The sequence below is a fragment of the Candidatus Binatia bacterium genome (genome assembly GCA_029243485.1).
Classification (GTDB): Bacteria; Desulfobacterota; Binatia; order UBA12015; family UBA12015; genus VGTG01.
Map to the genome: position 1 here is coordinate 341,298 of JAQWRY010000088.1, position 20,289 is coordinate 361,586.

22 protein-coding genes are annotated in these 20,289 nt (G+C 65.4%); 11 read left to right on the top strand and 11 right to left on the bottom strand.

What is annotated here, in order from left to right:
- The first annotated feature begins 19 nt into the window (after window positions 1-19).
- Complete coding sequence (locus tag P8R42_29950) at window positions 20-1,489, top strand: cytochrome P450 (protein MDG2308826.1); 1,470 nt, start codon at window positions 20-22, stop codon at window positions 1,487-1,489.
- Between the two features lie 95 nt (window positions 1,490-1,584).
- Here P8R42_29950 and P8R42_29955 read toward each other — a convergent pair whose 3' ends face one another.
- From P8R42_29955 to P8R42_29965, 3 genes are all read right to left on the bottom strand, one after another.
- On the bottom strand, window positions 1,585-1,935 hold the full coding sequence (locus P8R42_29955) for an HNH endonuclease signature motif containing protein (protein ID MDG2308827.1): 351 nt from the start codon (window positions 1,933-1,935) through the stop codon (window positions 1,585-1,587).
- A 318-nt stretch (window positions 1,936-2,253) separates the two neighbouring features.
- Window positions 2,254-3,471, bottom strand: coding sequence for an MFS transporter (locus P8R42_29960; GenBank protein ID MDG2308828.1), 1,218 nt, complete (start codon window positions 3,469-3,471; stop codon window positions 2,254-2,256).
- Window positions 3,472-3,548: 77 nt separating this feature from the next.
- Complete coding sequence (locus P8R42_29965; protein ID MDG2308829.1) at window positions 3,549-4,094, bottom strand: HAD family hydrolase; 546 nt, start codon at window positions 4,092-4,094, stop codon at window positions 3,549-3,551.
- Between the two features lie 67 nt (window positions 4,095-4,161).
- Here P8R42_29965 and P8R42_29970 point away from each other — a divergent pair, with 67 nt between their 5' ends.
- The 3 genes from P8R42_29970 (at window position 4,162) to P8R42_29980 (ending at window position 5,931) form a co-directional block, all read left to right on the top strand.
- Complete coding sequence (locus P8R42_29970; protein ID MDG2308830.1) at window positions 4,162-4,755, top strand: TIGR00730 family Rossman fold protein; 594 nt, start codon at window positions 4,162-4,164, stop codon at window positions 4,753-4,755.
- Between the two features lie 102 nt (window positions 4,756-4,857).
- Window positions 4,858-5,637, top strand: a complete 780-nt coding sequence (locus P8R42_29975; protein ID MDG2308831.1) for a hypothetical protein — start codon at window positions 4,858-4,860, stop codon at window positions 5,635-5,637.
- A gap of 12 nt (window positions 5,638-5,649) precedes the next feature.
- Complete coding sequence (locus P8R42_29980) at window positions 5,650-5,931, top strand: hypothetical protein (GenBank protein MDG2308832.1); 282 nt, start codon at window positions 5,650-5,652, stop codon at window positions 5,929-5,931.
- Window positions 5,932-5,969: 38 nt separating this feature from the next.
- On the opposite strand, the gene P8R42_29985 is transcribed toward P8R42_29980, so the two are convergent.
- The 5 genes from P8R42_29985 to P8R42_30005 all read right to left on the bottom strand — a co-directional run bounded on the left by P8R42_29985 (window position 5,970) and on the right by P8R42_30005 (window position 9,830).
- On the bottom strand, window positions 5,970-6,944 hold the full coding sequence (locus P8R42_29985) for an isocitrate lyase/PEP mutase family protein (protein MDG2308833.1): 975 nt from the start codon (window positions 6,942-6,944) through the stop codon (window positions 5,970-5,972).
- Window positions 6,945-6,995: 51 nt separating this feature from the next.
- The gene (locus P8R42_29990; GenBank protein MDG2308834.1) at window positions 6,996-7,415 is read right to left on the bottom strand and encodes an EVE domain-containing protein; all 420 of its coding nucleotides are present in this window, start codon (window positions 7,413-7,415) and stop codon (window positions 6,996-6,998) included.
- Between the two features lie 507 nt (window positions 7,416-7,922).
- The gene (locus P8R42_29995) at window positions 7,923-8,072 is read right to left on the bottom strand and encodes a hypothetical protein (GenBank protein ID MDG2308835.1); all 150 of its coding nucleotides are present in this window, start codon (window positions 8,070-8,072) and stop codon (window positions 7,923-7,925) included.
- 56 nt (window positions 8,073-8,128) lie between these two features.
- Complete coding sequence (locus P8R42_30000) at window positions 8,129-9,520, bottom strand: sulfatase (protein ID MDG2308836.1); 1,392 nt, start codon at window positions 9,518-9,520, stop codon at window positions 8,129-8,131.
- A gap of 154 nt (window positions 9,521-9,674) precedes the next feature.
- Window positions 9,675-9,830: a hypothetical protein gene (locus P8R42_30005; protein MDG2308837.1), complete on the bottom strand. Its 156-nt coding sequence runs from the start codon at window positions 9,828-9,830 to the stop codon at window positions 9,675-9,677.
- A 112-nt stretch (window positions 9,831-9,942) separates the two neighbouring features.
- On the opposite strand from P8R42_30005, the gene P8R42_30010 reads away from it, so the two are divergent.
- Window positions 9,943-10,830, top strand: a complete 888-nt coding sequence (locus P8R42_30010) for an NAD(P)-dependent oxidoreductase (GenBank protein MDG2308838.1) — start codon at window positions 9,943-9,945, stop codon at window positions 10,828-10,830.
- Window positions 10,831-10,993: 163 nt separating this feature from the next.
- On the opposite strand, the gene P8R42_30015 is transcribed toward P8R42_30010, so the two are convergent.
- Window positions 10,994-12,190 (bottom strand): thiolase family protein, encoded by a 1,197-nt coding sequence (locus P8R42_30015; protein ID MDG2308839.1) that lies wholly within the window; start codon window positions 12,188-12,190, stop codon window positions 10,994-10,996.
- A 146-nt stretch (window positions 12,191-12,336) separates the two neighbouring features.
- Between P8R42_30015 and P8R42_30020 the strand changes: the two genes are divergently transcribed.
- The 3 genes from P8R42_30020 to P8R42_30030 are packed head-to-tail and all read left to right on the top strand — an operon-like array spanning window position 12,337 to window position 13,481.
- On the top strand, window positions 12,337-12,510 hold the full coding sequence (locus P8R42_30020; protein MDG2308840.1) for a hypothetical protein: 174 nt from the start codon (window positions 12,337-12,339) through the stop codon (window positions 12,508-12,510).
- An 8-nt stretch (window positions 12,511-12,518) separates the two neighbouring features.
- Window positions 12,519-12,956: a D-aminoacyl-tRNA deacylase gene (gene dtd, locus P8R42_30025; GenBank protein ID MDG2308841.1), complete on the top strand. Its 438-nt coding sequence runs from the start codon at window positions 12,519-12,521 to the stop codon at window positions 12,954-12,956.
- Between the two features lie 12 nt (window positions 12,957-12,968).
- The gene (locus P8R42_30030) at window positions 12,969-13,481 is read left to right on the top strand and encodes a dual specificity protein phosphatase family protein (protein MDG2308842.1); all 513 of its coding nucleotides are present in this window, start codon (window positions 12,969-12,971) and stop codon (window positions 13,479-13,481) included.
- A gap of 6 nt (window positions 13,482-13,487) precedes the next feature.
- On the opposite strand, the gene P8R42_30035 is transcribed toward P8R42_30030, so the two are convergent.
- On the bottom strand, window positions 13,488-13,637 hold the full coding sequence (locus P8R42_30035; protein MDG2308843.1) for a hypothetical protein: 150 nt from the start codon (window positions 13,635-13,637) through the stop codon (window positions 13,488-13,490).
- Between P8R42_30035 and P8R42_30040 the strand changes: the two genes are divergently transcribed.
- The 3 genes from P8R42_30040 (at window position 13,630) to P8R42_30050 (ending at window position 18,779) form a co-directional block, all read left to right on the top strand.
- The gene (locus P8R42_30040; GenBank protein MDG2308844.1) at window positions 13,630-13,971 is read left to right on the top strand and encodes a hypothetical protein; all 342 of its coding nucleotides are present in this window, start codon (window positions 13,630-13,632) and stop codon (window positions 13,969-13,971) included. The genes P8R42_30035 and P8R42_30040 overlap by 8 nt on opposite strands.
- A gap of 754 nt (window positions 13,972-14,725) precedes the next feature.
- On the top strand, window positions 14,726-16,120 hold the full coding sequence (locus P8R42_30045; GenBank protein MDG2308845.1) for a class II fumarate hydratase: 1,395 nt from the start codon (window positions 14,726-14,728) through the stop codon (window positions 16,118-16,120).
- 82 nt (window positions 16,121-16,202) lie between these two features.
- Entirely contained in the window at window positions 16,203-18,779 is a 2,577-nt protein-coding gene (locus P8R42_30050) for a response regulator (GenBank protein ID MDG2308846.1), read from the top strand.
- A gap of 100 nt (window positions 18,780-18,879) precedes the next feature.
- On the opposite strand, the gene lpdA is transcribed toward P8R42_30050, so the two are convergent.
- Complete coding sequence (gene lpdA, locus P8R42_30055; protein ID MDG2308847.1) at window positions 18,880-20,289, bottom strand: dihydrolipoyl dehydrogenase; 1,410 nt, start codon at window positions 20,287-20,289, stop codon at window positions 18,880-18,882.

A 20,289-nucleotide genomic window follows, 5' to 3' on the forward strand; every position in this document is an offset into this window, starting at 1 on the left:
GAAGGCGGACAGTTCCCCGATGCGTCTGTCTCTGTCCTCGGTGGTTTCCCGAGTGTCCTCTGGCCTTACGGGTCGCGATCAGGCTTCCGGCTGTGGGGCGTCGTTCGCTTCAGTTGCCTCCCCGAGTTCCTTCAAGTGCGCCGATACGGACCAGCCAGATCTTTCGCTTCGCCTAAGGGACTTTGGGACGAGGCGTCCCCCCCGCCTCCCCGCATCTCCAGTCCTCGGAAGCCTACGCGACTTCCAATCGCGCCCGATCGAACTCTTCACGCGCGCCTACCGGGCCTTGGGGCCCGTGTTCCGCATTCGCCTTGGCCCCAAGCGCTTCGTCGTTCTTGCGGGAGCCGAGTCGAATCGGCTGGTGACTACGCGGGAGCAGGAGTTCCTCAGCTCGGAGGGCATGTACGATGCGATCGCGAAGAGGGTGGGAGACGATCCCGCGAGCCTTCTTACGAATGTCGACGGGGAGCGTCATCGGAAGCTGCGTTCGGACGTTCAGCCGGGGTTCACGCGAAGCGCGTTTGAAGAGCAGCTTGAGAGCGCAGTCGACGTCGTCGAGCGCTACTTTGAAGGCTTCGCCCCGGGTGAGTCGCAGAACGCGACCGATCTCTGCAAGCGTCTGCTCGTCGCACAGATGGGCGAGGTTTGTCTGGGGGTTCAGCCGGACGGCTACTTTGACGACGTCGACACCGTCACCGATGGTCTCGTTCGGACGGTGACCAAGCCGTGGGAGAACTACCTTCCCACGCCACGCCGGTTCCGCCGTTCGCTGGTGCGACTGAGTGGGCTCTGGGATCTGGTGTCGGCCTCTCCCTCTGCTGGGAGCCGTCGGTGGTCGCAGATCAGTCGCCGGCTCGCCGACGAATATGCGAAGACTCGTAGCGGTGCGGCCTTGCTAGTCGTCATGCCTCTCGTGAGCGGGCTCGACACGCTTGGGTCGAGTCTTTCGTTCATGCTGTACGCGCTTGCGAGCAACGCCGATGCGCAGGAGCAGATCGCTGCTGAAGTTCGCGAGGCCGTCGGCAGCGGGCCGCTCACGCGAGAAGTGTTTCGCCAGATGCCCCTCCTGCGAGCCGCGATGCTCGAGAGCTTTCGGTTGTATCCGGCTGTTCCGGGAGTCATGCGTTACGCACCCGCGGCTGTTGAGGTCGGCGGCTTTCAGATCCGAAAGAACGAGAAGGTCTTTCTGCCGTTCGTGCTTCCGCACCACCTCGAGGAGTTCTATCCAGAGCCCGAGAAGTTCCGTCTCGAGCGTTTTCTCGAGCATGGAGCCGCTACGGCGGCGCCGGGAGCTTTCGCGCCGTTCGGCGTCGGCGCTCATGCCTGCGTCGGGTCCGGGATCTCGGAGGCGTGCTTTCTGACGACCATCGCCGTTTTCCTCCGGCGATATCGCATTGACCTCGACCCGCCCGGTTATGTGCTCGATGTGCGCTGGAAACCGAGCGCGGTTCCCGAGGGGCTCCGCATCCGGATGCACGTGCGGGACTAGCGGCTGCGTACTGAGGCTCGGCGAGCACGGCCACTCGGTCGAGGTCCGGAGACCGCGGTGGGTCTTGTTGTCGGCGATGCAGGGCGGTGTGTCAGCTAGGGCAGCCTCGCCAGCGCGGACACCGCGGCGGTGCTGGCCAGCATTCTCACAGTAATGCGGCGTTCGAGGTCGGCGAGCCGTACGTCGAGGCGACCCTCGACCCTCCATCCCAACTCATGCATGAACCGGTGATGCCGTCTGCAGAGCGACACGAGATTCGTGAGCGACGTCGGTCCGCCCTGATCCGCGGTCGCTCGTCGCTCGCCTTCGAGACGCTCGGACAAGCCCTCCGACGTTTCCGCGGAAACGTCTCCGGCAGACTTCGCGGCCGCCGCTCGTGCGACTTCGAGCGCCTTCATCACGATCGCCGCTTCTTCTGGCTGGACCTGCGCCACGATTCGCACCATCCCGGACGGTGTTTCGCGCTTCTGGACGTACCCGAACTCCGGGTCGTCGACGGGGATCAGGCCCTCGTAGCGCAGGACCCGTTTGTACTTCGCGCGCGTCTTCTCGAGTTGCGCGCCAGTGCACGACTCCGCCCACTCCAGCAGCGTCGCCTCGTTGTGGGTGCCGGCGCATCGCGTGAGGGTGCGGACCGTGCAGTGGCTGAGCTTGCCGACGCGTAGTGCCTCGTCGATCTTGGGAAGGTCGGCCAGCGCTTTGGCGACGCGAACATACTCGTGCGCGGCGCCCGGGCCGAGGCCGGTGCGCCGTTCGCCTGCCGTCTACCCAGCGGTGGACGCCTCGTCTCCCACCACAGGGGGCGCGATGCGGCCGAGGAGTAGATACCCCGGAGCCGCGATCACGAGCAGCGCCGCGGCGACCAGCCAGGCGCTCGAGAATCCGGAGCTTCGGGCGAGGAGGCCGAGAGCGACCAGCCCGATCGCCGCGCCGAGCGTGAACGACATCGTGGCGACCGAGAGCACGGTGGCGCGTCGGCTCGATTCGATGTGCTCGTTCAGCCACGCCTGGTAGGCTGGGCGTCCGGCGCCGCCCATCAGCTCTCCGATGAGAAGGCCCAGGAGGACTGGGTAGAACTGGGTAGCGAGCGCGGCGGCCGCGAATACGAGGCCGCGCACGAGTGTCGTGCCGAAGAGAAGGTACTCGCGGCCGGTGTGGCGCAGGAGTCGGGTCGTGAGTGCGGCGCCGGTGAAGGCCGCGGCGTTCAAGAGCGCGGTGGCGGCTCCGAGCACCCAGTAGCCCTGGTCACTCAGAAGTTCGAGGCGGGGCGGCCACGTGAGGTTGACCGGTAGGAGCGCGGCGGCGGTGAAGGCGGAGATCAGACACAGTATGCCGACGGTCCGCGAAGCGCGCGCGGCCGCGACGCCGTCTCGCATCTGCGCCACGAGTGGCTGGAAGATGGGGGCGGAGCGCGTCCGCTTGGGGCGGCGCGGCTCCTTCATGGCCACGAGCGCGTAGAGCCCGGTGAGTGAGAAGCCCACGGTGGCGACGTACCACGGGAGAAGCAGGTCGATGTCGGCGAGAAGCCCGCCCGCGATTCCGCCTACGATCATCACGCCCCGAATGATCATCTCCACACGCGCGAAGAGCCGATCGGTGGGCCGGTGGTCGCCTTCTTCCCGGATCCCGTCGATGGCCCATGCTTCGAGAGCACCGCTCGCGAGCGTGTAGCCGATGGCGTCGATGACTTCGGCGATCAGGCAATCCGTGAAGCTGTCGGCAAAGGTGTAGAGGAGGAACGCGCCGCTGCGGACGAAGCACGAGAGGATGAACGAGAACCGTCGCCCGAAGACATCCGCGACAGCGCCGGTCGGCACTTCGAAGATCGCGGTCGCCAGGAAGTACGTCGCAAGCACGACGTTCATCTGGAAGAGATCGAGTCCCTTGCTGAGAAGGAAGATCGGATAGACCGGGGTCATGAACCAGCCCCAGGTCTGGAAGCTCCCCTCGAGGATGTAGAAAGTGCGTTCGGTGCGGGTCATGATGGGGGTCGGCGACTCTAAGCCGGCAGAGGCGGTGTGTCACCGGGGCCGTGCCCACGAACGTGGAAGAACGCGGGTCAGCTCCGCCCGAGGATGTGGTTGGCGGCTGCACGAAGATCCGCGACGACGGCGCTCACGGGTGTATCCCCGAGTTGGGCGTGCTCCTCCTCGCCGTGCCCGGTGAGGACGAGGATCCCGCTCGCCCCGGCATTCGCTGCGAGTGTGACGTCCTTTACGTGGTCGCCGATCATCCAGGACTCGGCGAGATTCGCGCCGAGCTCGTCGCGGGCGTTGAACAAAGAGCTCGGGTTCGGCTTGCGGCACGTGCAGCTTTCGGACGGGGCGTGCGGGCACATGTAGGTCTTTTCGATCGTGATGTCGGCGGCGGCGAGATCGTCGAGTAGACGCCCGTGGAACTCTTCGTAGTTCTCGAGCTTGAAGATGCCGCGGCCGAGGCCGCTCTGGTTCGTGACGATCGCGAACCTATAGCCGGCATCGCGCAGATCGTGTAGGGCATCGATGACACCGGGGAGGAGGGCGTAGTCCTCCAGCCGGTGGCCGTAGCCCACCTCTTGGATCAGGGTGCCGTCGCGGTCGACGAAGACGAATCGGTACGTGTTCATGCGGCACCGAACATGCGTCGAGACTCCGCCGGTTGCAAACCGACCCGGGCACCGCGATGAACCGAGGGTGCCTGTTCTCCGTGCCGTCACCGTTTACGCTGCCTCGTCTACCCACGCGCCCGAGCGCTTGCTCGAAGTAGCGCGATCGCTCGGGTGGGGTCTCGCCGAGCGTGGTTGGACGGTGGTGTACGGCGGCGCGAAGATCGGCCTCATGGGCGCACTCGCCGACGCAGCGCTGGCGGCCGGGGGGCGCGTCGAAGGCGTGATCCTCGATACGTTTGCGCGGGTGGCGCACGCCGGCCTGCACGAACTCGAGACGGTGACCGACATGCGCAGCCGAAAGGCGGGGCTCGCGCATCGCGCCGACGCCTATGTCGTGTTGCCTGGAGGATTCGGCACGCTCGAGGAACTCTCGGAGATTCTCGTCGAGCGTCAGCTTGGAATGCACCAGCGTCCGCTGATCCTGGTGGACGAACAGGGGTTTTGGGCCCCCCTCGTCTCCCAGATTGATCGCATGGTCGAGTTGGACCTGGTGAAGGCGGAGTATCGCGACCTTTTGACGGTCGTTCCTGACGTTCGCGCCGCGCTCGATCGCCTCGATGTGCACGCGGCGGCGCCGGCTTCCGCGGCCGGGCCGGACGCCGGTAAGATCGAGGATTGACGGTCTCCGATCTTCCGTCCGTTGGGCCCGTTCGGCCGATCACCGGAGCCGTTGTCGAATCGGTTCTTGACGGCCCGGGCCGGATCGGAATAGCCAACGGGCATGTGCACGCCGAAGCGCAAAGATGATCCGGATCTCGAACCCCGTTTGCCGATCCCCCAGCAGATCATCTCCAACGGCGAGTACCTGCCAGTGCCGCAGGCGGATCCGCAGCGTCGCGTCGAGGCCCTCACGAACGAAATGGTGGACGAGCGAGCGAAGAATCTCGGCCTGTCGCGGCGCAACTTCCTTCGGACGGCCGCTGGTACCGCCACCGTGCTGTTCGCAATGAACCAGGTCGACGGCTGCGGCGATTCGTCGACGCCGGCTTCGAGTAATGGCGGCGATGTGATCTTCAACGTCTGCGAAGAAGATACGCGTGACCTTGAACAGGCGAAGGCCGTGTCCGATGCAGACTTCTTCGTGATGGACGTCCAGACGCACCATGTTGAACTCGGAGGCAATTGGAACCCGGTGCTGAAGAACGCGATCGCGGCCTTGCGGTTCACGGATTTCGGCGACTGCGGACGCGGCAACGTCGATTGCATCCTCAACACGAAGATCAATCAGGACAACTACATCAAGGAGATGTTCCTCGACTCCGAGACTGCCGTCGGTGTGATGAGCGGCATCCCCACGGGCGCACTCGAGATCCTGCCGAACACGACGATGGCGAACGGGTCGCAACGGATGATCGCCCAAATGCTTTGCGAGCCGACGCTCGCGCAGGGCACCCCGGGCCGAACGACGATCCACGACATCCAGCAGAACGTCGAGGAGCTCGGGTCGGCCGGACTCAAGTGCTACCCCGGCGGCGACATCTGGTGGCTCGACGACGAATAGGTCGCGTACCCAATGTACCAGAAAGCCGTCGACGCGGGTCTCTCGTTCATCTCGATCCACAAGGGCTTCCCGCTGCAGTTCGGTCCGCAGTCGCCGGTGCGCGTGCAGTCGATTGACATCCCGAAATTCGCTGCACCGCGCGAGAGCGATCCGCTGACGCAGGCACGGGCCGAACTTCTCGACCACGGTCCGGTAGCGGTGGTAAAGACGCACGGGCCGCGCACCCGACGCGAGTTCATGCGTCTCACTCTGCTAGACGAGAAGGTCGAGAAGTGGAGGCGCGGAATCGGCTGAGCGCGGTCGCCGCGGCTTGGTGGATCAGCGCTCAGCGCTCAGCGCTTGGTGCCGCGCGTCGGGCGCTTGAGGGCGCGCGTTTTTGGAACGGATCGGAGTGCCGGGCGCGCCGTCTTGGCGTGGGCGAGAGACGTCTTCTCACGCTTACGGTGTTCTTCGAGACCGAGCAGGTCGTTGAATTTCTCGAACGGGTAGAGCTGCTTCATGATCGAGCCCGTGTTGCCGCGGTGGATGAGCGTGGAGTACACGTCGCCGATCGCCTTGGCCTGCGCGAGAATCGCGGCGACCGGAAAGACGATGAGGTCGAACCCGCGTTGGTGAAGTTCGGCCGGCCCCAGCAGCGGGGTCTTTCCCCACTCGACCATGTTCGCGACCTTCGGTCCGGGGATGCCCATCGCGATCGCGTCGAGTTCGGCGACGGATTGCGGTGCTTCGACGAAGACGGCATCCACGCCGACATCGAGAGCGGCGCGCCCGCGGCGGATCGCCTCTTCGAGTCCGAGTGGGGCGCGCGCGTCGGTGCGTGCGACGACGAAGAGATCGGTTTTCGGTCGCAGTTCGACGACGGCGCGTAGCTTCGCGAGCCAGTCGGCGCGATCGACGACGGCTTTTCCGACCATGTGCCCGCAGCGTTTCGGCCAGACCTGATCTTCGAGGAAGATGCCGGCCGCTCCGGCCTGGGCGTAGAGTTCCGCAGTGCGCACGGCGTTCGGGATCCCGCCGTAGCCCGTGTCGGCGTCCACGAGGACGGGCATGGAGACGAGCCGGCAAAGGCGTCGAGCTGCGTCGGCCATCTCGGCTTGAGTGAGCAGCCCGATGTCGGGCTCGCCCAGAAGGGAGGCAGCGACGGCGTAGCCACCCATGAAGGCCAGCGGGAATCCGGCCTTCTCCGCCAGGCGCGCCGAGACGCCGTCGTGGAGTCCGCCCATGACGATGGGCTCTCCGCGCTTCACGAGCGCGCGCACGGCCGCGGCCGGGGGCCGCGGCGCGGTGGCTGAGGTGTTCTTCGCCATGGTCCAAAAGCCTAGGGCTCGGCGTCCGGTCCGGCAAGCGGACGGGCGGTCTCAGCCGGCTTTGGACCCGAGTTTCAGAATCCGGTCGAATTCGGGCTTAGCGACGGGCATGACGCTCAAGCGCGATTGCTTGATGAGGGCCATCTCGGACAACGCCTTGTCCTCTTTGATCTCCGCGAGAGTGACGGGGCGCTTCAGCGCCCTCTTCGCCGCGAGATCGACGACGACCCACCGATCGTCGTCGATCGTCGGATCCTGGTAGAACTCGCGCACGACCTCGCAAATACCGACCACCTCGGTCCCGACGATGGAGTGATAGTAGAGCACGAGGTCGCCCTTCTTCATCTCCTTCAAGTTGTTGCGGGCCTGGTAGTTCCGAACGCCGTCCCAGTATGTCTTCTTGTCCTTGACGAGTTGGGACCAGGGGTACTTGGTGGGTTCTTGTTTCACGAGCCAGTATTGCTTGGGCATGGTTTGGTGATTAGCCGAAATCCTGCAGCGGGGCGATCCTCTTTCAACGTCTCCTCGACCCATTCGTCGATGAGCGCTCGAAACGTATTCAGAAAATCTTCCTCCGCTTCGGGCGCGAGGTCGTCGAGTTCGTGTGGGTCGATGTCGATCGCGTAGAGCTGCTCGCGGTCGCTCTTGATGTCTTGGATGTACCGCCACTCGGGTGTCGTGACGACGCGGCCTCAGGAGCGAAGTGCATCGCTGCCGATCTGGGTTACGACGGCTTCTTTGGGGTTCTCCAGCGCGCCCCCCGGAGGCGAGGAGGGGGAGCAGGGATTGGCCGGGGATGTCCCACCGGCCGGGGAGGGAGGCGCCGGCGATCTGCGTTAGGGTGGCGTAGACGTCGGCGAGCGTGACGAGGTCCGCGTAGCGCCGGCCCTACTTTGCATCCCCTCGGCGGTGTGGGTACGCGGGATTGAAATCGTCGCGAGCGGTCTCGGCGAAGCCCCAGTCCTGTGGGCTGTACGTCTAGAGCTTGTCGAGCGTCGGCGTGATTACGCGGTCGTTCCCGAGGAAACCGAAGCCGCTCCACCCCATGTCGCCGCCGACGACCACGGCGATGTTCGGCGGTTCACATGCAGTGCAGAAGACGAGGGAGGCGAGGATCAGGGTGCGCACGAGGCGGAGCATCGGTTGGGTTGAATTCGCACGTTCTACGCGGGCAGGAAAACGGGCTACTGCAGGTACCCGAGGGACTGAAGCCTCTTCTCGACGCTCCGGCTCCGCTCGATCGCGTCGGCGTCTCCGGTTGTCTCGCCGTGACCGGCCATCCACGCGTGGAGGCCGTCCTGAAGCCGACGGTTTTCGTCCGGATGCGTGCTGGAAGCGTCGCTGCGCTCGAACGGATCGGCGTGGAGGTCGTAGAGTCGGCTAGCGCCGTTCTGAAGATCGAAGATCAGCTTGAAGCGTCCGTCGTCGACGCTGCGTCTCACCCCCTGGGAGCTGAAGGCGAGGCGAGGGTCGTTCGACGTGCCTTCGAGGAGCGGCCGCAGGCTCTCTCCTTCGAGCGCGTCCGTGGGGAGACCCGCGTAGTCGAGCACCGTGGGCATGACGTCGAGGTTTTCGACGGCGATGTCGACGCGCCGGCCTCCCGTAAGGCCGGGAATCCAAACCATGAGCGGGGTGCGGGTCACCGTGTCCCACACGCCCAGGCAGTGGTTGAGCTCGTCTTGCTCGAGGAACATCTCGCCGTGGTCCGAGGCGAGAATCACGATCGACTTCCTGAGGAGACCTCGCCCGTCGAGACTGCGGAGCAACCGTTCGATCTCGCCGTCGAGGTAGAGGATCTCTTCGTCGTAGCGATCGGAGAGGAAGGGGAGCTGATCGAGACTCACGTCTCGCTGGCCCGGCGGGCGCCCGCGGTGCAGGCGAATGATCGGGTCGGGGTCGCCGCTGCGCAGCCACACGGGCAGGCCCTTGTCGTCGCCGGCGGTGAACTTCCGGGTGTGGTGGCGCGGTGGGAGGTACGGGTGATGCACGTCCATGTAGTGGAGATAGAGGAAGAACGGGCCCGTCGTTTCCTTGAGGTGTTTCATCGCGCGTTGGTGCAGGCAGCGGGCGTTCTGCCTCGTGCAGGACTCGTCGTCGAAGACGTCGAAGCCGCGACCGAAGCCGCCGGTCCGGTTTATGTTCGACGGTGTCTTGCGCACGATCTCGCTGGCGGAAACCGCGATGGTGCGGAGGCCGGCCGCCTGCAGCGCCTCGGGTAGCGTCTGCATGCTCTCGGGAATTGCGAACGATTTACTACTCCAGCTCAGAAGCTCGGCCGGGTAGCGCGACGTCAGCAGGGAGGCGACCGAGGTCGGAGTGCAGGCGGTCTGACTGCGCGCCCGCTCGAAGACCGTCGCGCCATTCGAACGGGCCTCCAGAGCCGGCGTCGTCGCACGGTCGTAACCGTAAACGCTCATCCGATCCGCTCGCAGGGTGTCCGCGAGGAGGAGGATCACGTTCCAGGGCCCCTCGGGGGGAGGTGCCGGCCTGTCGAGATACGTTCGCAATCCGAACGCCGCGGTGCCGAGGATCGCGAAGGCGATCGCCGCCGCGATGATGGGGTTTCGTCTCTGCATCCGAGATTTGTCCGTACCAGAAGCCGCGGGGAATCCCCCGGTCGGCTGGACCGCGACGTGCCCGTCCTCCGTGTACTTCACCGCGTTGGAGAAGAGGTTCAGGACCGCCTGGCGCACACGCCTGGGGTCGCCGATGACCGTTCTCGGAACGTCCTCATTCCGTCTCCATGCCGAGTCCGAGACCCCTCTGCGCTGCTTGAAGCGCGAGTATGTCCACCGCGCTCGAGACGCAATCGACGAGGATGCAGCTGCCTACGACGAGGGCGGCGGCGAGCGGCAACGGTGTGACGGTACGGGAAGGATGCGCCACTCTGCATCCATCGGGCGCGAGCCCGGTCTCGCCGCCGGGCCAGTCGTGTGCGAAGTATCGCTCCGTGTCGAGCGTTCTTCATGTCTGGCTTTCGAACGAGGATATCCGGGCCATGAGCTTCGAGCCGGAGGACTTCGATCCGGTTCTGGCGGCGTATCCCGGCCTCGAAATCGTCCACCACGCCACACCGGCGGACCTGAAGGCGGCGTTGCCCGAGATGGAGCTCGTCGACACCTGGGGGTTCTCGCCCCGGTGGTACGAGCGAGCGCCGAAGCTACGAGCGGTGATCACGCCGGCTGCGGGGCGCGACTGGGTGGCGGACGATCCGTCCGGCCACGTCCCGGTTCACCCGGGAACGTTCCACGGGCCGCTCATCGCCGAATCGATGCTGAGCTTCATGCTGCACTTCAATCGACGCGTGCCGCAGATGCTCGAGAACGAGCGGCGCCGGGAGTGGGATCGCAACATTCAGTTTCCGAGTGCGCTGCTTCGCAATCAGCATGCGGTGATCGTCGGGTACGGGTCGATTGGGCGGCATTGTGCGAAGCTCCTCACTGCGATCGGGATGACCGTTGCCGGTTGCCAGCGCACGCACGCGAGTGGCGTCGACGCCGAGAGCGGGGCGCGGTACTGCTCTCCCGCCGACCTGCCGCAGGAGCTCGCGCGCGCCGATCACGTCGTGTTGCTGCTCCCGGGAGGAGACGCGACGAACGGCTATCTCTCTCGCGAACTGCTGGGGTCCGTGAAGCGTGGCGCTCGCGTCTACAACTTCGGACGCGGTACGACGTCGCTGGAAACAGATCTCCTCTGGGCGCTCGAGGAGGGGATCCTCTCGGGTGCCGGTCTCGACGTTACCGAGGTCGAGCCGCTTCCCGCCGAGTCGCCCTTGTGGGAACACCCTGCGGTGTTCGTGCAGCCGCACTCGTCGTGCGTCTACGACGAGTACAGACCACTCCACGTAGTGGAACTCGTGGAGCGCCTGCGCCCGTACGTAGAGTGAACTAGTGTCCTAAGTCCGAAGTTCTCCACCACTTTCGCCGGCCCTCGTCGCGCCTGACGGCGTCGCGTCGGCTCGAAAGATTGCCGATATTCCTTCGCCGCCGCTCCTTGTCAGGAGCGACGATGCCTCGCGGGAAGTGGCGGACAACTTCAGACCCAGGACACTAGTTGATCGCTTCGAAGAGACCGGCGGCGCCCATGCCGCCACCGACGCACATCGTGACGATGCCGTAGCGCTGCTTGCGGCGACGGAGTTCGAGGAGCAGCGTGCCCGCCATGCGCGAGCCGGTCATGCCGTACGGATGGCCGATCGAGATGGCGCCGCCGTTGGGGTTCACCTTTTCGGGGTCGATCCCGAGGCGGTCACGGCAGTAGACGGCCTGCGAGGCGAAGGCCTCGTTCAGCTCGACGATGTCGATGTCGTCGATCTTGAGGCCGTTGCGCTCGAGGAGCTTGGGCACGGCGAACACCGGGCCGATGCCCATCTCGTCTGGCTCACAGCCGGCGTAGACGCAGCCCCGGAAGTAGCCGAGAGGCTCGATGCCGAGCTTCTCGGCGCGCTCGGCCGACATGAGGAGGTTGGCCGACGCACCATCGGACAGCTGCGACGAGTTGCCGGCGGTGACGCTGCCGTTCTCGTCGAACGCGCCCTTCAAGGTCTGCAGTCCGTCGAGAGTCGTCTGCGGCCGGTTGCACTCGTCCTTGTCGACGACGACTTCCTTCTCCGAGATCTCACCGGTGGCCTTGTCCTTCACCTGCATGGTGACGGTCATCGAGAAGATCTCCTCGTCGAACTTGCCGGACTGCTGCGCGGCCGCCGTGTTCTTCTGCGAGGCGAGAGCGAACTCGTCCTGAGACTCGCGACTCACGTCGTAACGACTGGCGACGATCTCGGCGGTCGCGCCCATCGGCATGTAGACCTCTTTCTTGTGGTCGAGAATCCACGGGTTGAAGAGGTTCGTGGTGTTGAGGTCGTTCTGCAGCATGGTGATCGACTCGAGGCCGCCCACCATGACCGCGTCCGCACCTTCGGCCTGAATCATGTGCGCGCCGACCATGACCGCATTGAGGCCCGACGAGCAGAAGCGGCTCACCGTGGAGCCGGCAACCGTAACCGGAAGGCCCGACATGAGGGCGACGTTGCGGCCGACGTTGAAGCCCTGCGGGCCCTCGGAGAACCCGGTTCCCATCACGCAGTCGTCGATCTCCGCCGGGTCGAGCTTGGGCGTCTTTTCGAGGACCTTCTTCACGGCAGCGGCGGCGAGATCGTCGGGTCGGGTCATGTTGAAGGATCCGCGGAAGGACTTGGCCATACCTGTCCGTGCGGTGGCTACGATTACGGCTTCGCGCTTCGTCGACATTTCGACCTCCGGTCCGGCTTGCTTGGGTTGTGGACCGGGCGGGTGCCCGGCGGTTCGAAATTCGCAGTTGGCCGGGGGCGATGCAAGGCCGAGTTGGACAGGGGCGGCCCGAGTGTGGGATGCACGTTTGGCAAGGAGGGGTGGTGATGGCGGAGGCGGAAAAACAGGTGGAAAGCAGTGCAACGGCCAGCGAGATGGCGGTGCGAGCGGCGGACGGTCCGGGCTGTGACGCGTGCGGCACGAACATGCAGCCGCTGGGGCACTGCAAGTATCTCTGTCGGATGTGCGGGTTCATGCGGACCTGCATCGACACCGTCTGAGCGACGGAATGCGCGCCGTGGTTCAACGCGTTCGGCAGGCGCACGTGGCTGTCGCTGAGGAGACCGTTGGACAGATCGGCGCGGGCCTCCTGGTTCTCCTCGGGGTCGGGCGTGAAGACGGCGCCGAGGATTCTGCGAAGTTGGCGCGTAGGATCGTCGGTCTGCGGATTTTCGACGACGCGGACGGCAGGATGAACCTCTCGCTCGCCGAGGTCGGAGGCGAGATGCTCGTCGTTTCTCAGTTCACCCTTTGGGGAGACGTGAACTCGGGACGCCGTCCCTCCTGGGGGCGCGCCGCGCCGGCCGAGGTGGCGGAGCCCTTGTATCGCGACTTCGTCGAAGCGGTCCGGGCGATGGACGTGACGGTTGCCGAAGGGCGATTCGGCGCGGACATGGACGTTCATCTGACGAACCAGGGGCCTGTAACCCTGCTCTTCGACGGCTAGGATGGAGCTGTCGTGGCTGCCCGTTCCTGGTCCGGTGTTTCGCACCCGTTCATGCGCCCTGCTGGCCGTCCCGGCGTCTCGAGGATTCTCGACGGGCGCCTTCTCATCGGGGAGTACCCGACGCCGGACGACATCGATTGGCTTCGCGACGAACACGGCATCCAGGCCGTCGTGTCGCTGCAGGACGACATCGATCTCACCTACAAGAGCATCGACCTGCCGTCGCTCGAAGGTGCGTACGCAAAGGCGGGAATTCCGCTCCATCGGTTCGGGGTGATCGATGGCGATCCGGATGATTTGATCCCGTCGCTCGAGGCGATCCTCGCGAGGCTGCACGAGCTGCTCGGCGAGAACCGTCGGGTGTACGTTCACTGCAACGCCGGCTACAACCGGGCGCCCAGCGTGGCGATCGCCTATCTGCACGCGCACCATGGGCTGTCGCTGGACGAGGCCCACTCGTTCGTCAGAGAACGACGGGCCTGTGCGCCTTACCTGTCGGCGCTCAGACGACACTTCGACCAGTGAGCGCGCCTACGGGCGGAGCGCGTCGAGTCGAGCGAGCATGTCGGCCTGCACGGCGGCGTACGCGGGGTTGCCAGCGACGTTCGTGATCTCGTCGGGGTCGAGGGCGAGGTCGTATAGTTCGGTGTGCAGGGGATTCCCGGCCGTCGCGATGCCCACGAACTCGGCGAGGGTATCGGAGGACGCATGGGACCCGGATCGACTCCTCGTACGGGTTGAACTTTCCGACAAGCCCGTGTTCTCCCCACATGAACCCGTGGTCGGACGTGAAGACTACGACCGTGTTGTCCGAGAGCCCCAGCTTCTCGAATTGTTTGAGGATGCGATCGACGGCCTCGTCGACCGCCAGGAGAGTGCGGTGTTGGTCGAGTCTGAGGGCGTCGATCTTCCCCGGAAGCGCCGGACCCGCGATGAATCGGAAGAACTGGACCCATTGCGGTTTCGCGGTGACGTCGGAGAAATAGCTTGGCGGCCGATGGAGCGGGTAGTTTGAGAGGTGTCCTGCATGCCGGTTGGCCGGAATCGCGGGCGCCCGAGGCGCAAACGGGGTGTAGGTCACAAGGAAGGGATCGTTCGCGTTCTTTCGGAGGAACCGGATGGCCTCCTTCTGCATCCAGTCGGTGGAGTAGGTTCCCGCGGAGAGCGTCTTGGCGAAACCGTTGTCGTTGATGCGAGCGCCGTAGAACTCACCGCCGCTCGGGTCGAGGAGCGACTTCCATTCGTGCCAGCCCTGGGGTGGGGTCAGCCCAAGGGATTCGGAGTTGTTCATGTACTTCCCGAACAGGCCGTTCGTGTAGCCGGCTCGGAGCCGAGCACGAGCTCGGTGATCTGGGCGGGCGTGGTCCCGGCGCACGGGGGGAAGCCCGGGGTCGCGCAGGGAGGGCCGCCGGCCGCGAGGTGAAGAAGGCGGCAACTCAGATCGTCCTGGACCAACTGCCCGAGGTCCTGCAGATCGCCGGCTTCCGTGCACCGCGCGTCGGCCGCGGTGGGCGTCAGAGCCAAGAGGAGCAATAGGTAGGGCGGTCGAGAAGGCGGCCGCCGCGGGGCCCAGCATGAGGACCTCCCCGGTCCGGATATGCAGGCATACGGCCAGTGGGCATTACGCCGAGGTGTTCAGATGCAGCACAATCGTGTTTCTCCTAGGCCGCGTTCGAGGCCGGGAGGCCGCACTGGCGGGCGCCCGAGCGGTCCCCGGGTGCGGCGGCCGCAGGCGCTCGTTACGCAAAAGGGCAGGAGGAGAGACCTGAATGAGCACCCGCACCGAAACCGACAGCCTGGGCCCGATCGAAGTCCCGAATGAGGCGTACTACGGCGCTCAGACCCAGCGCGCCGTCGAGAATTTCCCGGTCTCCGGGCAACGTTTTCCCCGCCGGTTCATCCAGGCGTTGGGTCTCGTGAAATGGGCCGCCGCGCTGGAGAACGAGGCTCGCGGGACACTCGAGCCCGAGCTCTCCCGCGCAATCGCGGACGCGGCCGAGGAAGTCATCGGAGGGGGCCGTGATGCCGATTTTCCCCTAGACGTCTTTCAGACCGGTTCGGGTACGTCGACGAACATGAACGCGAACGAGGTCATCTCGAACCGCGCGATCGAGATGCTCGGTGGCGAGATGGGTAGTAAGAAGCCCGTTCACCCGAACGACCACGTCAACATGGGACAGTCCTCGAACGACGTCATCCCTACGACCACACACCTCGCCGCCTTGCTCGCGCTGAAAGACGATCTCCTTCCAGCGCTCCGGAAGCTCCACGCAAGTCTCGGCAAGAAGGCCGGTGAATTCGCTTCCATCGCAAAGACCGGTCGGACGCATCTCATGGATGCGGCGCCGGTGACCCTCGGTCAGGAGTTCAGCGGCTATGCGGCTCAGATCGAGCGGGGCATTCGTCGCGTCGAGAGTACAGAGGCGCACCTCGCGGAACTCGCGCTGGGCGGAACCGCGTGTGGCACGGGTCTGAACGCGCCTGAGGGATACGCTGCCGCGATCATCGCGCGGGTCGCGGAACGCACGAAGCTGCCGCTCGTCGAAGCGCCGAACCACTTCGAAGCGCAGGGCGGGCGCGATGCGTGCGTCGAGACGAGCGGAGCGCTGCGCACGATTGCGGTGAGTCTCATGAAGATCGCGAACGATCTTCGATGGCTCGGCTCCGGTCCGCGCGCCGGCCTCGCTGAGATTCAACTGCCGTCGCTGCAGCCCGGTTCCTCGATCATGCCCGGCAAGGTGAACCCGGTCATCCCTGAGATGTGCCGGCAGGTCTCGGCTCAGGTCATGGGGAACGACACTGCGATCTCCGTCGGTGGTGCCCTCGGCGACTTCGAACTCAACGTGATGATCCCCGTGATCGCGCACAACCTCCTGGGCTCGATCTCGATTCTCACGAACGCCTGCACACTTCTGGCCGACCGATGCGTCGATGGGATCATCGCCAACGAGGATCGCTGCCAGCACGACGCCGAGCGCAACCTCCAGGTCGGCGCCGCCCTCAATACGGTGATCGGCTACGACCGGGCCGGTGATCTGGTGAAGGGAGCGGTCAAGACTGACCGGTCGATCCGGGAGGTGGCGGAAGAGGCTGGGGTCATGCCGGCCGACCGGCTCGCCGAGGTACTGGATCCTCTGAAGCTGACCCGCGGCGGGGTTATCTGAGCCGGAGGGACCGGACACACGTTGACTAAGGCTGAGGTCGCTCTCATAGTTGCCGAAGCCTACGCCGCAGGCGGCATTATAAATGAGTGTTCAGCGAGGCAGCCTCGACTCCGCCAAGCAGGCTCTGGTGCGCCCAGTGGCCGGGGATCCAGCCCGGCTCGTGCGGGTCTTTCGCGCCCTGCAGGAACTCGGAGTCAGTGGGCACGGCGACCTCGCAGAGCAGCTTCACGACGTGCTCGTCATCGGATGTCGAGAGTTCGATCTGCCCGTCGGGGTGTTGCTCAAGATCCGTGGGACGACGGCGTCGGTTCTCGGTGCGGTGACCCCGGACGATTTCATCGTCAGCTACTCGGCGTTCCCGCTCGCCGATAGCTACTGCGGCGCGATCGTGGAGGCGGGTGCTCTGGTCGGCTTCCCGGACACGGCTCAGGCGGTTTTTCCGACGTGGCCCAGTGATCCGGTTCTCCACCTCGAGTCGTACATCGGTGTGCCGGTTCGGGTGGCAGGTGAGGTGTACGGCGTCGTCAGCTTCGGTGGCCCGGAGCTTCGGAAGGAACCCTTCTCTGCGGAGGAGAAGGAGATTCTCGAAGCACTCGCCAAGCATCTCGAGGTCGTCCTCGGTGGTCAGGAGTACTTCGCGCAGGCCGTGACGGCGCTCAACGAAATATCGAGCGCGCCGATCGAGAGCCTCTTCGAGGCGCTCGCGATCAAGGCTGCCGAGCTTCTCGATGTCGAATACGTGCTCGTTTGCGAGCTTGACGGTCACGGGAAGGATCAGCTCAAGACGCGTGCCTATTTTGGCAACGGCACGATCCACTCGACGTACGAGCATACGCTCGCGGGGACGCCGTGCGCCGAGGTGATCGCGCACGGTGGGTTCCATTGTGCAGAGGGGGTCCGGGGTGCTTTCCCCGACGATCATGACCTCGTGACGCTGGGTGCCGAGAGCTATCTGGGTGCGGCGATTAAAAACAGCGAGGGCGTGACCGTCGGCCAGATCGCGACTCTGAGCACTTCGGTTATGCCGGCTTCGTCGCGCAGGGATCTCCTGATCGGGCTCCTCGCCTCGCGTGCCAGTGGTGGGTTCGAACGGGCGCGGATGGAACGCGAGCTCAAGGAACAGAGAGAGCTCTTCGAGCTCGCGTCGGAGGCCGGTCACATCGGTCTTTGGGACATGGATCTGATTTCACGGACCCTCCGGATCGACGCGACCGCGCGGGATATGCTCGGCATCGACGAGAATTGCCCCGACGCGCTGCAGGCATGGCGCGACGCGATCCATCCCGCCGACCGTGAGGAAGTTGGGGAGGTCATCGGCGCACACATCCGGGGCGAGACGGAAGCCTTTCTGGTCGAGCACCGGGTCGAGCGCAAAGACGGCACGACGCGGTGGGTTCTCGTCCGCGGGCGTGCGGTTCGCGACACAGCCGGCCGCGCCATCCGGACCGTGAGCACCGGCTTCGACATTACGGACAAGAAGGATCTCGAGGGCGAGCGTCAGCGGCTGGAAGCGAAGGTCCAGCAGGCCCAGCAGCTGGAAAGTGTGGGCGTCCTCGCCGGCGGTCTCACCCACGACTTCAACAATCTGCTGATGGGTGTCCTCGGGAACGCGGGCCTCGCCCGGCGCTCGGTTCAGCGCGGTTCTACGATCGACCAGAAGATCGCCGAGATCGAGATCGCGGCCCAGCGAGCCGCGGAGCTCACCAATCAGATGCTCGCGTACTCGGGCCGAGCACGCTTCACCGCTGACTCATTTGATCTGAACGGACTCGTCGAAGAGATGGCGCGGCTCCTGCGGACGGTCGTGTCGAAGAAGGCCGCGTTGTCGCTTCAGCTGGGGAACGAATTGCTGCCGATCGAAGCGGACGCGGCGCAGGTACGGCAGGTCGTGATGAACCTCATCACGAATGCCTCGGACTCCCTCGCCGATCAGCCGGGTGCCGTCACAATGGCGACCGGCATGAGGCACTTTGATCCGCACTTTCTCTCCGGCGTCGTTCCGGACGCCGATCTGACCGAAGGCCAGTACGCGTATCTCGAAGTGGTCGACACCGGTGTCGGCATGGACGACGACACGCTCGGGCGCATTTTCGATCCGTTCTTCACGACGAAGTTCACGGGACGTGGGCTCGGGCTCGCCGCGGTGCTCGGCATCATGCGAAGCCACGGCGGCGGAATCCGGGTGCAGAGCGCTCCGGGTGAGGGCACGCGCGCCACTGTGATCTTCCCCCCGTCGGAAGCCGAGGAGTCGATGCTCGAGGACGATCCCGGCGTCGACGACGACGCGTGGGAGGGGCAGGGCGCTGTCCTCGTCGTGGACGACGAGGAGCTCGTCCGGAACCTCATGGTCACCATCCTCGAGGACGCGGGGTTCGAGGTTCTGACCGCGAACGACGGCGTCGAGGCGTTGGAAGTCTTCGAGGCCAACTCCGACCGAATTCGGCTCATCCTGCTCGACATGATGATGCCGCGGATGAACGGGGAGGAGGTCTACACCGAGATTCGAGCCAAGAATCCCGAGACCTCGATCATCCTGATGAGTGGTTTCTCCGAAGAGCAGGCCACCCGCGGCATTCTGGGCGACGACGCCAAGTTCCTGAAGAAGCCGTTCCAGATCAACGCGCTCCTGGACACGATCCAGAGGATCCTCGACTCCTAGGGCGTTGTACTAGGACCCGGCAGCGACTCCCGCGCCCCGATCGTGCACATCAGACCGGGTCTCGGTGCCCGGCCGGACGCGTTGCGGGGCGGGGGGCGTCCTACACGTGGAGAGCGCGTCCGTCGACGGCCAGGGCTGCTTCCCTCAGTGCTTCGGGGAGCGTGGGGTGCGCGTGCACCGATCGCGCGATGTCTTCAGCCGACGCTCCGAACTCCATCGCGACGGTGGCCTCCGCGATCAGGCCGGAGGCCCCCGCTCCGACGATGTGGACGCCGAGAATCCGGTCGGTCCTGGCGTCGGCGAGGATCTTCACCGCTCCATCCGTCTCGCCCATCGTGCGCGCGCGGCCGTTGCCCGCAAACGGGAAGCGGCCGATCCGCACCTCGACGCCGGCGTCGCGCAGTTGCTCTTCGGTCTTGCCGACGCCCGCGAACTCGGGGTGCGTGTAGACCACGGCGGGAATCGTGTCGTAATTGAGGTGCCCGGCCTTACCGGCGAGGAGTTCAACGCAGGCCACGCCTTCGTCTTCGGCCTTGTGGGCCAACATGGGTCCGGGGATGACGTCGCCGATCGCGTATACGCCGGGGACGTTCGTTGCGTAGTGGTCGTCGACCGGGATGCGGCCACGGTCGTCGAGGGCGACGCCGATGTCTTCGAGGCCGAGCCCGGCTGCGTAGGCTCGGCGGCCGACGGCGACCAGGACGACGTCTCCCTGAAGTTCGGATGCGACGCCTTCCTTGTCGGTGATCTCCAGCGTCACGCCGGCGCCCTTGGTCGTTGCGGACTCCACTTTGGTTCCGAAGTGGAAGGAGATGCCCTGCTTGGTGAGCGACCGTTGAAGGAGGCCGGCCATCTCGACGTCCATCCCGGGCGTTATGCCCGAGGTGAGTTCGACGACGGTCACTTTGGATCCGAGGCGTCGCCACACCGAGCCGAGTTCCAATCCGATTGCGCCGGCGCCGACCACCAGGAGGTGCTCGGGCGGGCTCTCCAGGGTGAGGCCTCGGGTGGAGTCGATGACGCGTTCGCCGTCGAACTTCAGACTCGGCAGCTCGATGGGTACGCTTCCGCTCGCGAGCAGGATGCTCTTAGCGACGAGCGTCTTGCCGGCGTCGTCCCCGTCTTCGATCGCGACCTGGTTCGGACCGGAGAGCCGCGCCCGGCCCTTCACGTGCGTGACGCCGTTCTTCTTGAACAAGCCGGCGATGCCGCGCGTGAGGATCGTCACGACCTTGTCCTTGCGCTTCATCATCGCGGGGAGATCGAGCGAAACCTCGCCGATCTGGATACCATGCTCCTTCATGCCCCGGGAGGTCTCGTCGAAGAGGTGGCTCGAATGCAGGAGCGCCTTGCTGGGAATGCAGCCGACGTTCAAGCAGGTCCCGCCGAGCGATTTTTCCTTCTCGGCGCAGGCGACGCGCATCCCGAGCTGAGCGGCGCGGATGGCGGCAACGTAGCCCCCGGGCCCGGCGCCGACGACCACGAGGTCGAACTCTTCGTTGTTGGACAT

Coding starts and splice junctions, on each gene's coding strand:
- P8R42_30045 (MDG2308845.1), top strand. CDS start 14,726: ATGAGCACCCGCACCGAAACCGACAGCCTGGGCCCGATCGAAGTCCCG.
- lpdA (MDG2308847.1), bottom strand. CDS start 20,289: ATGTCCAACAACGAAGAGTTCGACCTCGTGGTCGTCGGCGCCGGGCCC.
- P8R42_29965 (MDG2308829.1), bottom strand. CDS start 4,094: ATGAACACGTACCGATTCGTCTTCGTCGACCGCGACGGCACCCTGATC.
- P8R42_29980 (MDG2308832.1), top strand. CDS start 5,650: ATGTACCAGAAAGCCGTCGACGCGGGTCTCTCGTTCATCTCGATCCAC.
- P8R42_29985 (MDG2308833.1), bottom strand. CDS start 6,944: ATGGCGAAGAACACCTCAGCCACCGCGCCGCGGCCCCCGGCCGCGGCC.
- P8R42_30015 (MDG2308839.1), bottom strand. CDS start 12,190: ATGTCGACGAAGCGCGAAGCCGTAATCGTAGCCACCGCACGGACAGGT.
- P8R42_29990 (MDG2308834.1), bottom strand. CDS start 7,415: ATGCCCAAGCAATACTGGCTCGTGAAACAAGAACCCACCAAGTACCCC.
- P8R42_30050 (MDG2308846.1), top strand. CDS start 16,203: ATGAGTGTTCAGCGAGGCAGCCTCGACTCCGCCAAGCAGGCTCTGGTG.
- P8R42_30040 (MDG2308844.1), top strand. CDS start 13,630: ATGCCCACGAACTCGGCGAGGGTATCGGAGGACGCATGGGACCCGGAT.
- P8R42_30000 (MDG2308836.1), bottom strand. CDS start 9,520: ATGCAGAGACGAAACCCCATCATCGCGGCGGCGATCGCCTTCGCGATC.
- P8R42_29975 (MDG2308831.1), top strand. CDS start 4,858: ATGTGCACGCCGAAGCGCAAAGATGATCCGGATCTCGAACCCCGTTTG.
- P8R42_30010 (MDG2308838.1), top strand. CDS start 9,943: ATGAGCTTCGAGCCGGAGGACTTCGATCCGGTTCTGGCGGCGTATCCC.
- P8R42_29950 (MDG2308826.1), top strand. CDS start 20: ATGCGTCTGTCTCTGTCCTCGGTGGTTTCCCGAGTGTCCTCTGGCCTT.
- P8R42_30020 (MDG2308840.1), top strand. CDS start 12,337: ATGGCGGAGGCGGAAAAACAGGTGGAAAGCAGTGCAACGGCCAGCGAG.
- P8R42_29960 (MDG2308828.1), bottom strand. CDS start 3,471: ATGACCCGCACCGAACGCACTTTCTACATCCTCGAGGGGAGCTTCCAG.
- dtd (MDG2308841.1), top strand. CDS start 12,519: ATGCGCGCCGTGGTTCAACGCGTTCGGCAGGCGCACGTGGCTGTCGCT.
- P8R42_29955 (MDG2308827.1), bottom strand. CDS start 1,935: ATGGTGCGAATCGTGGCGCAGGTCCAGCCAGAAGAAGCGGCGATCGTG.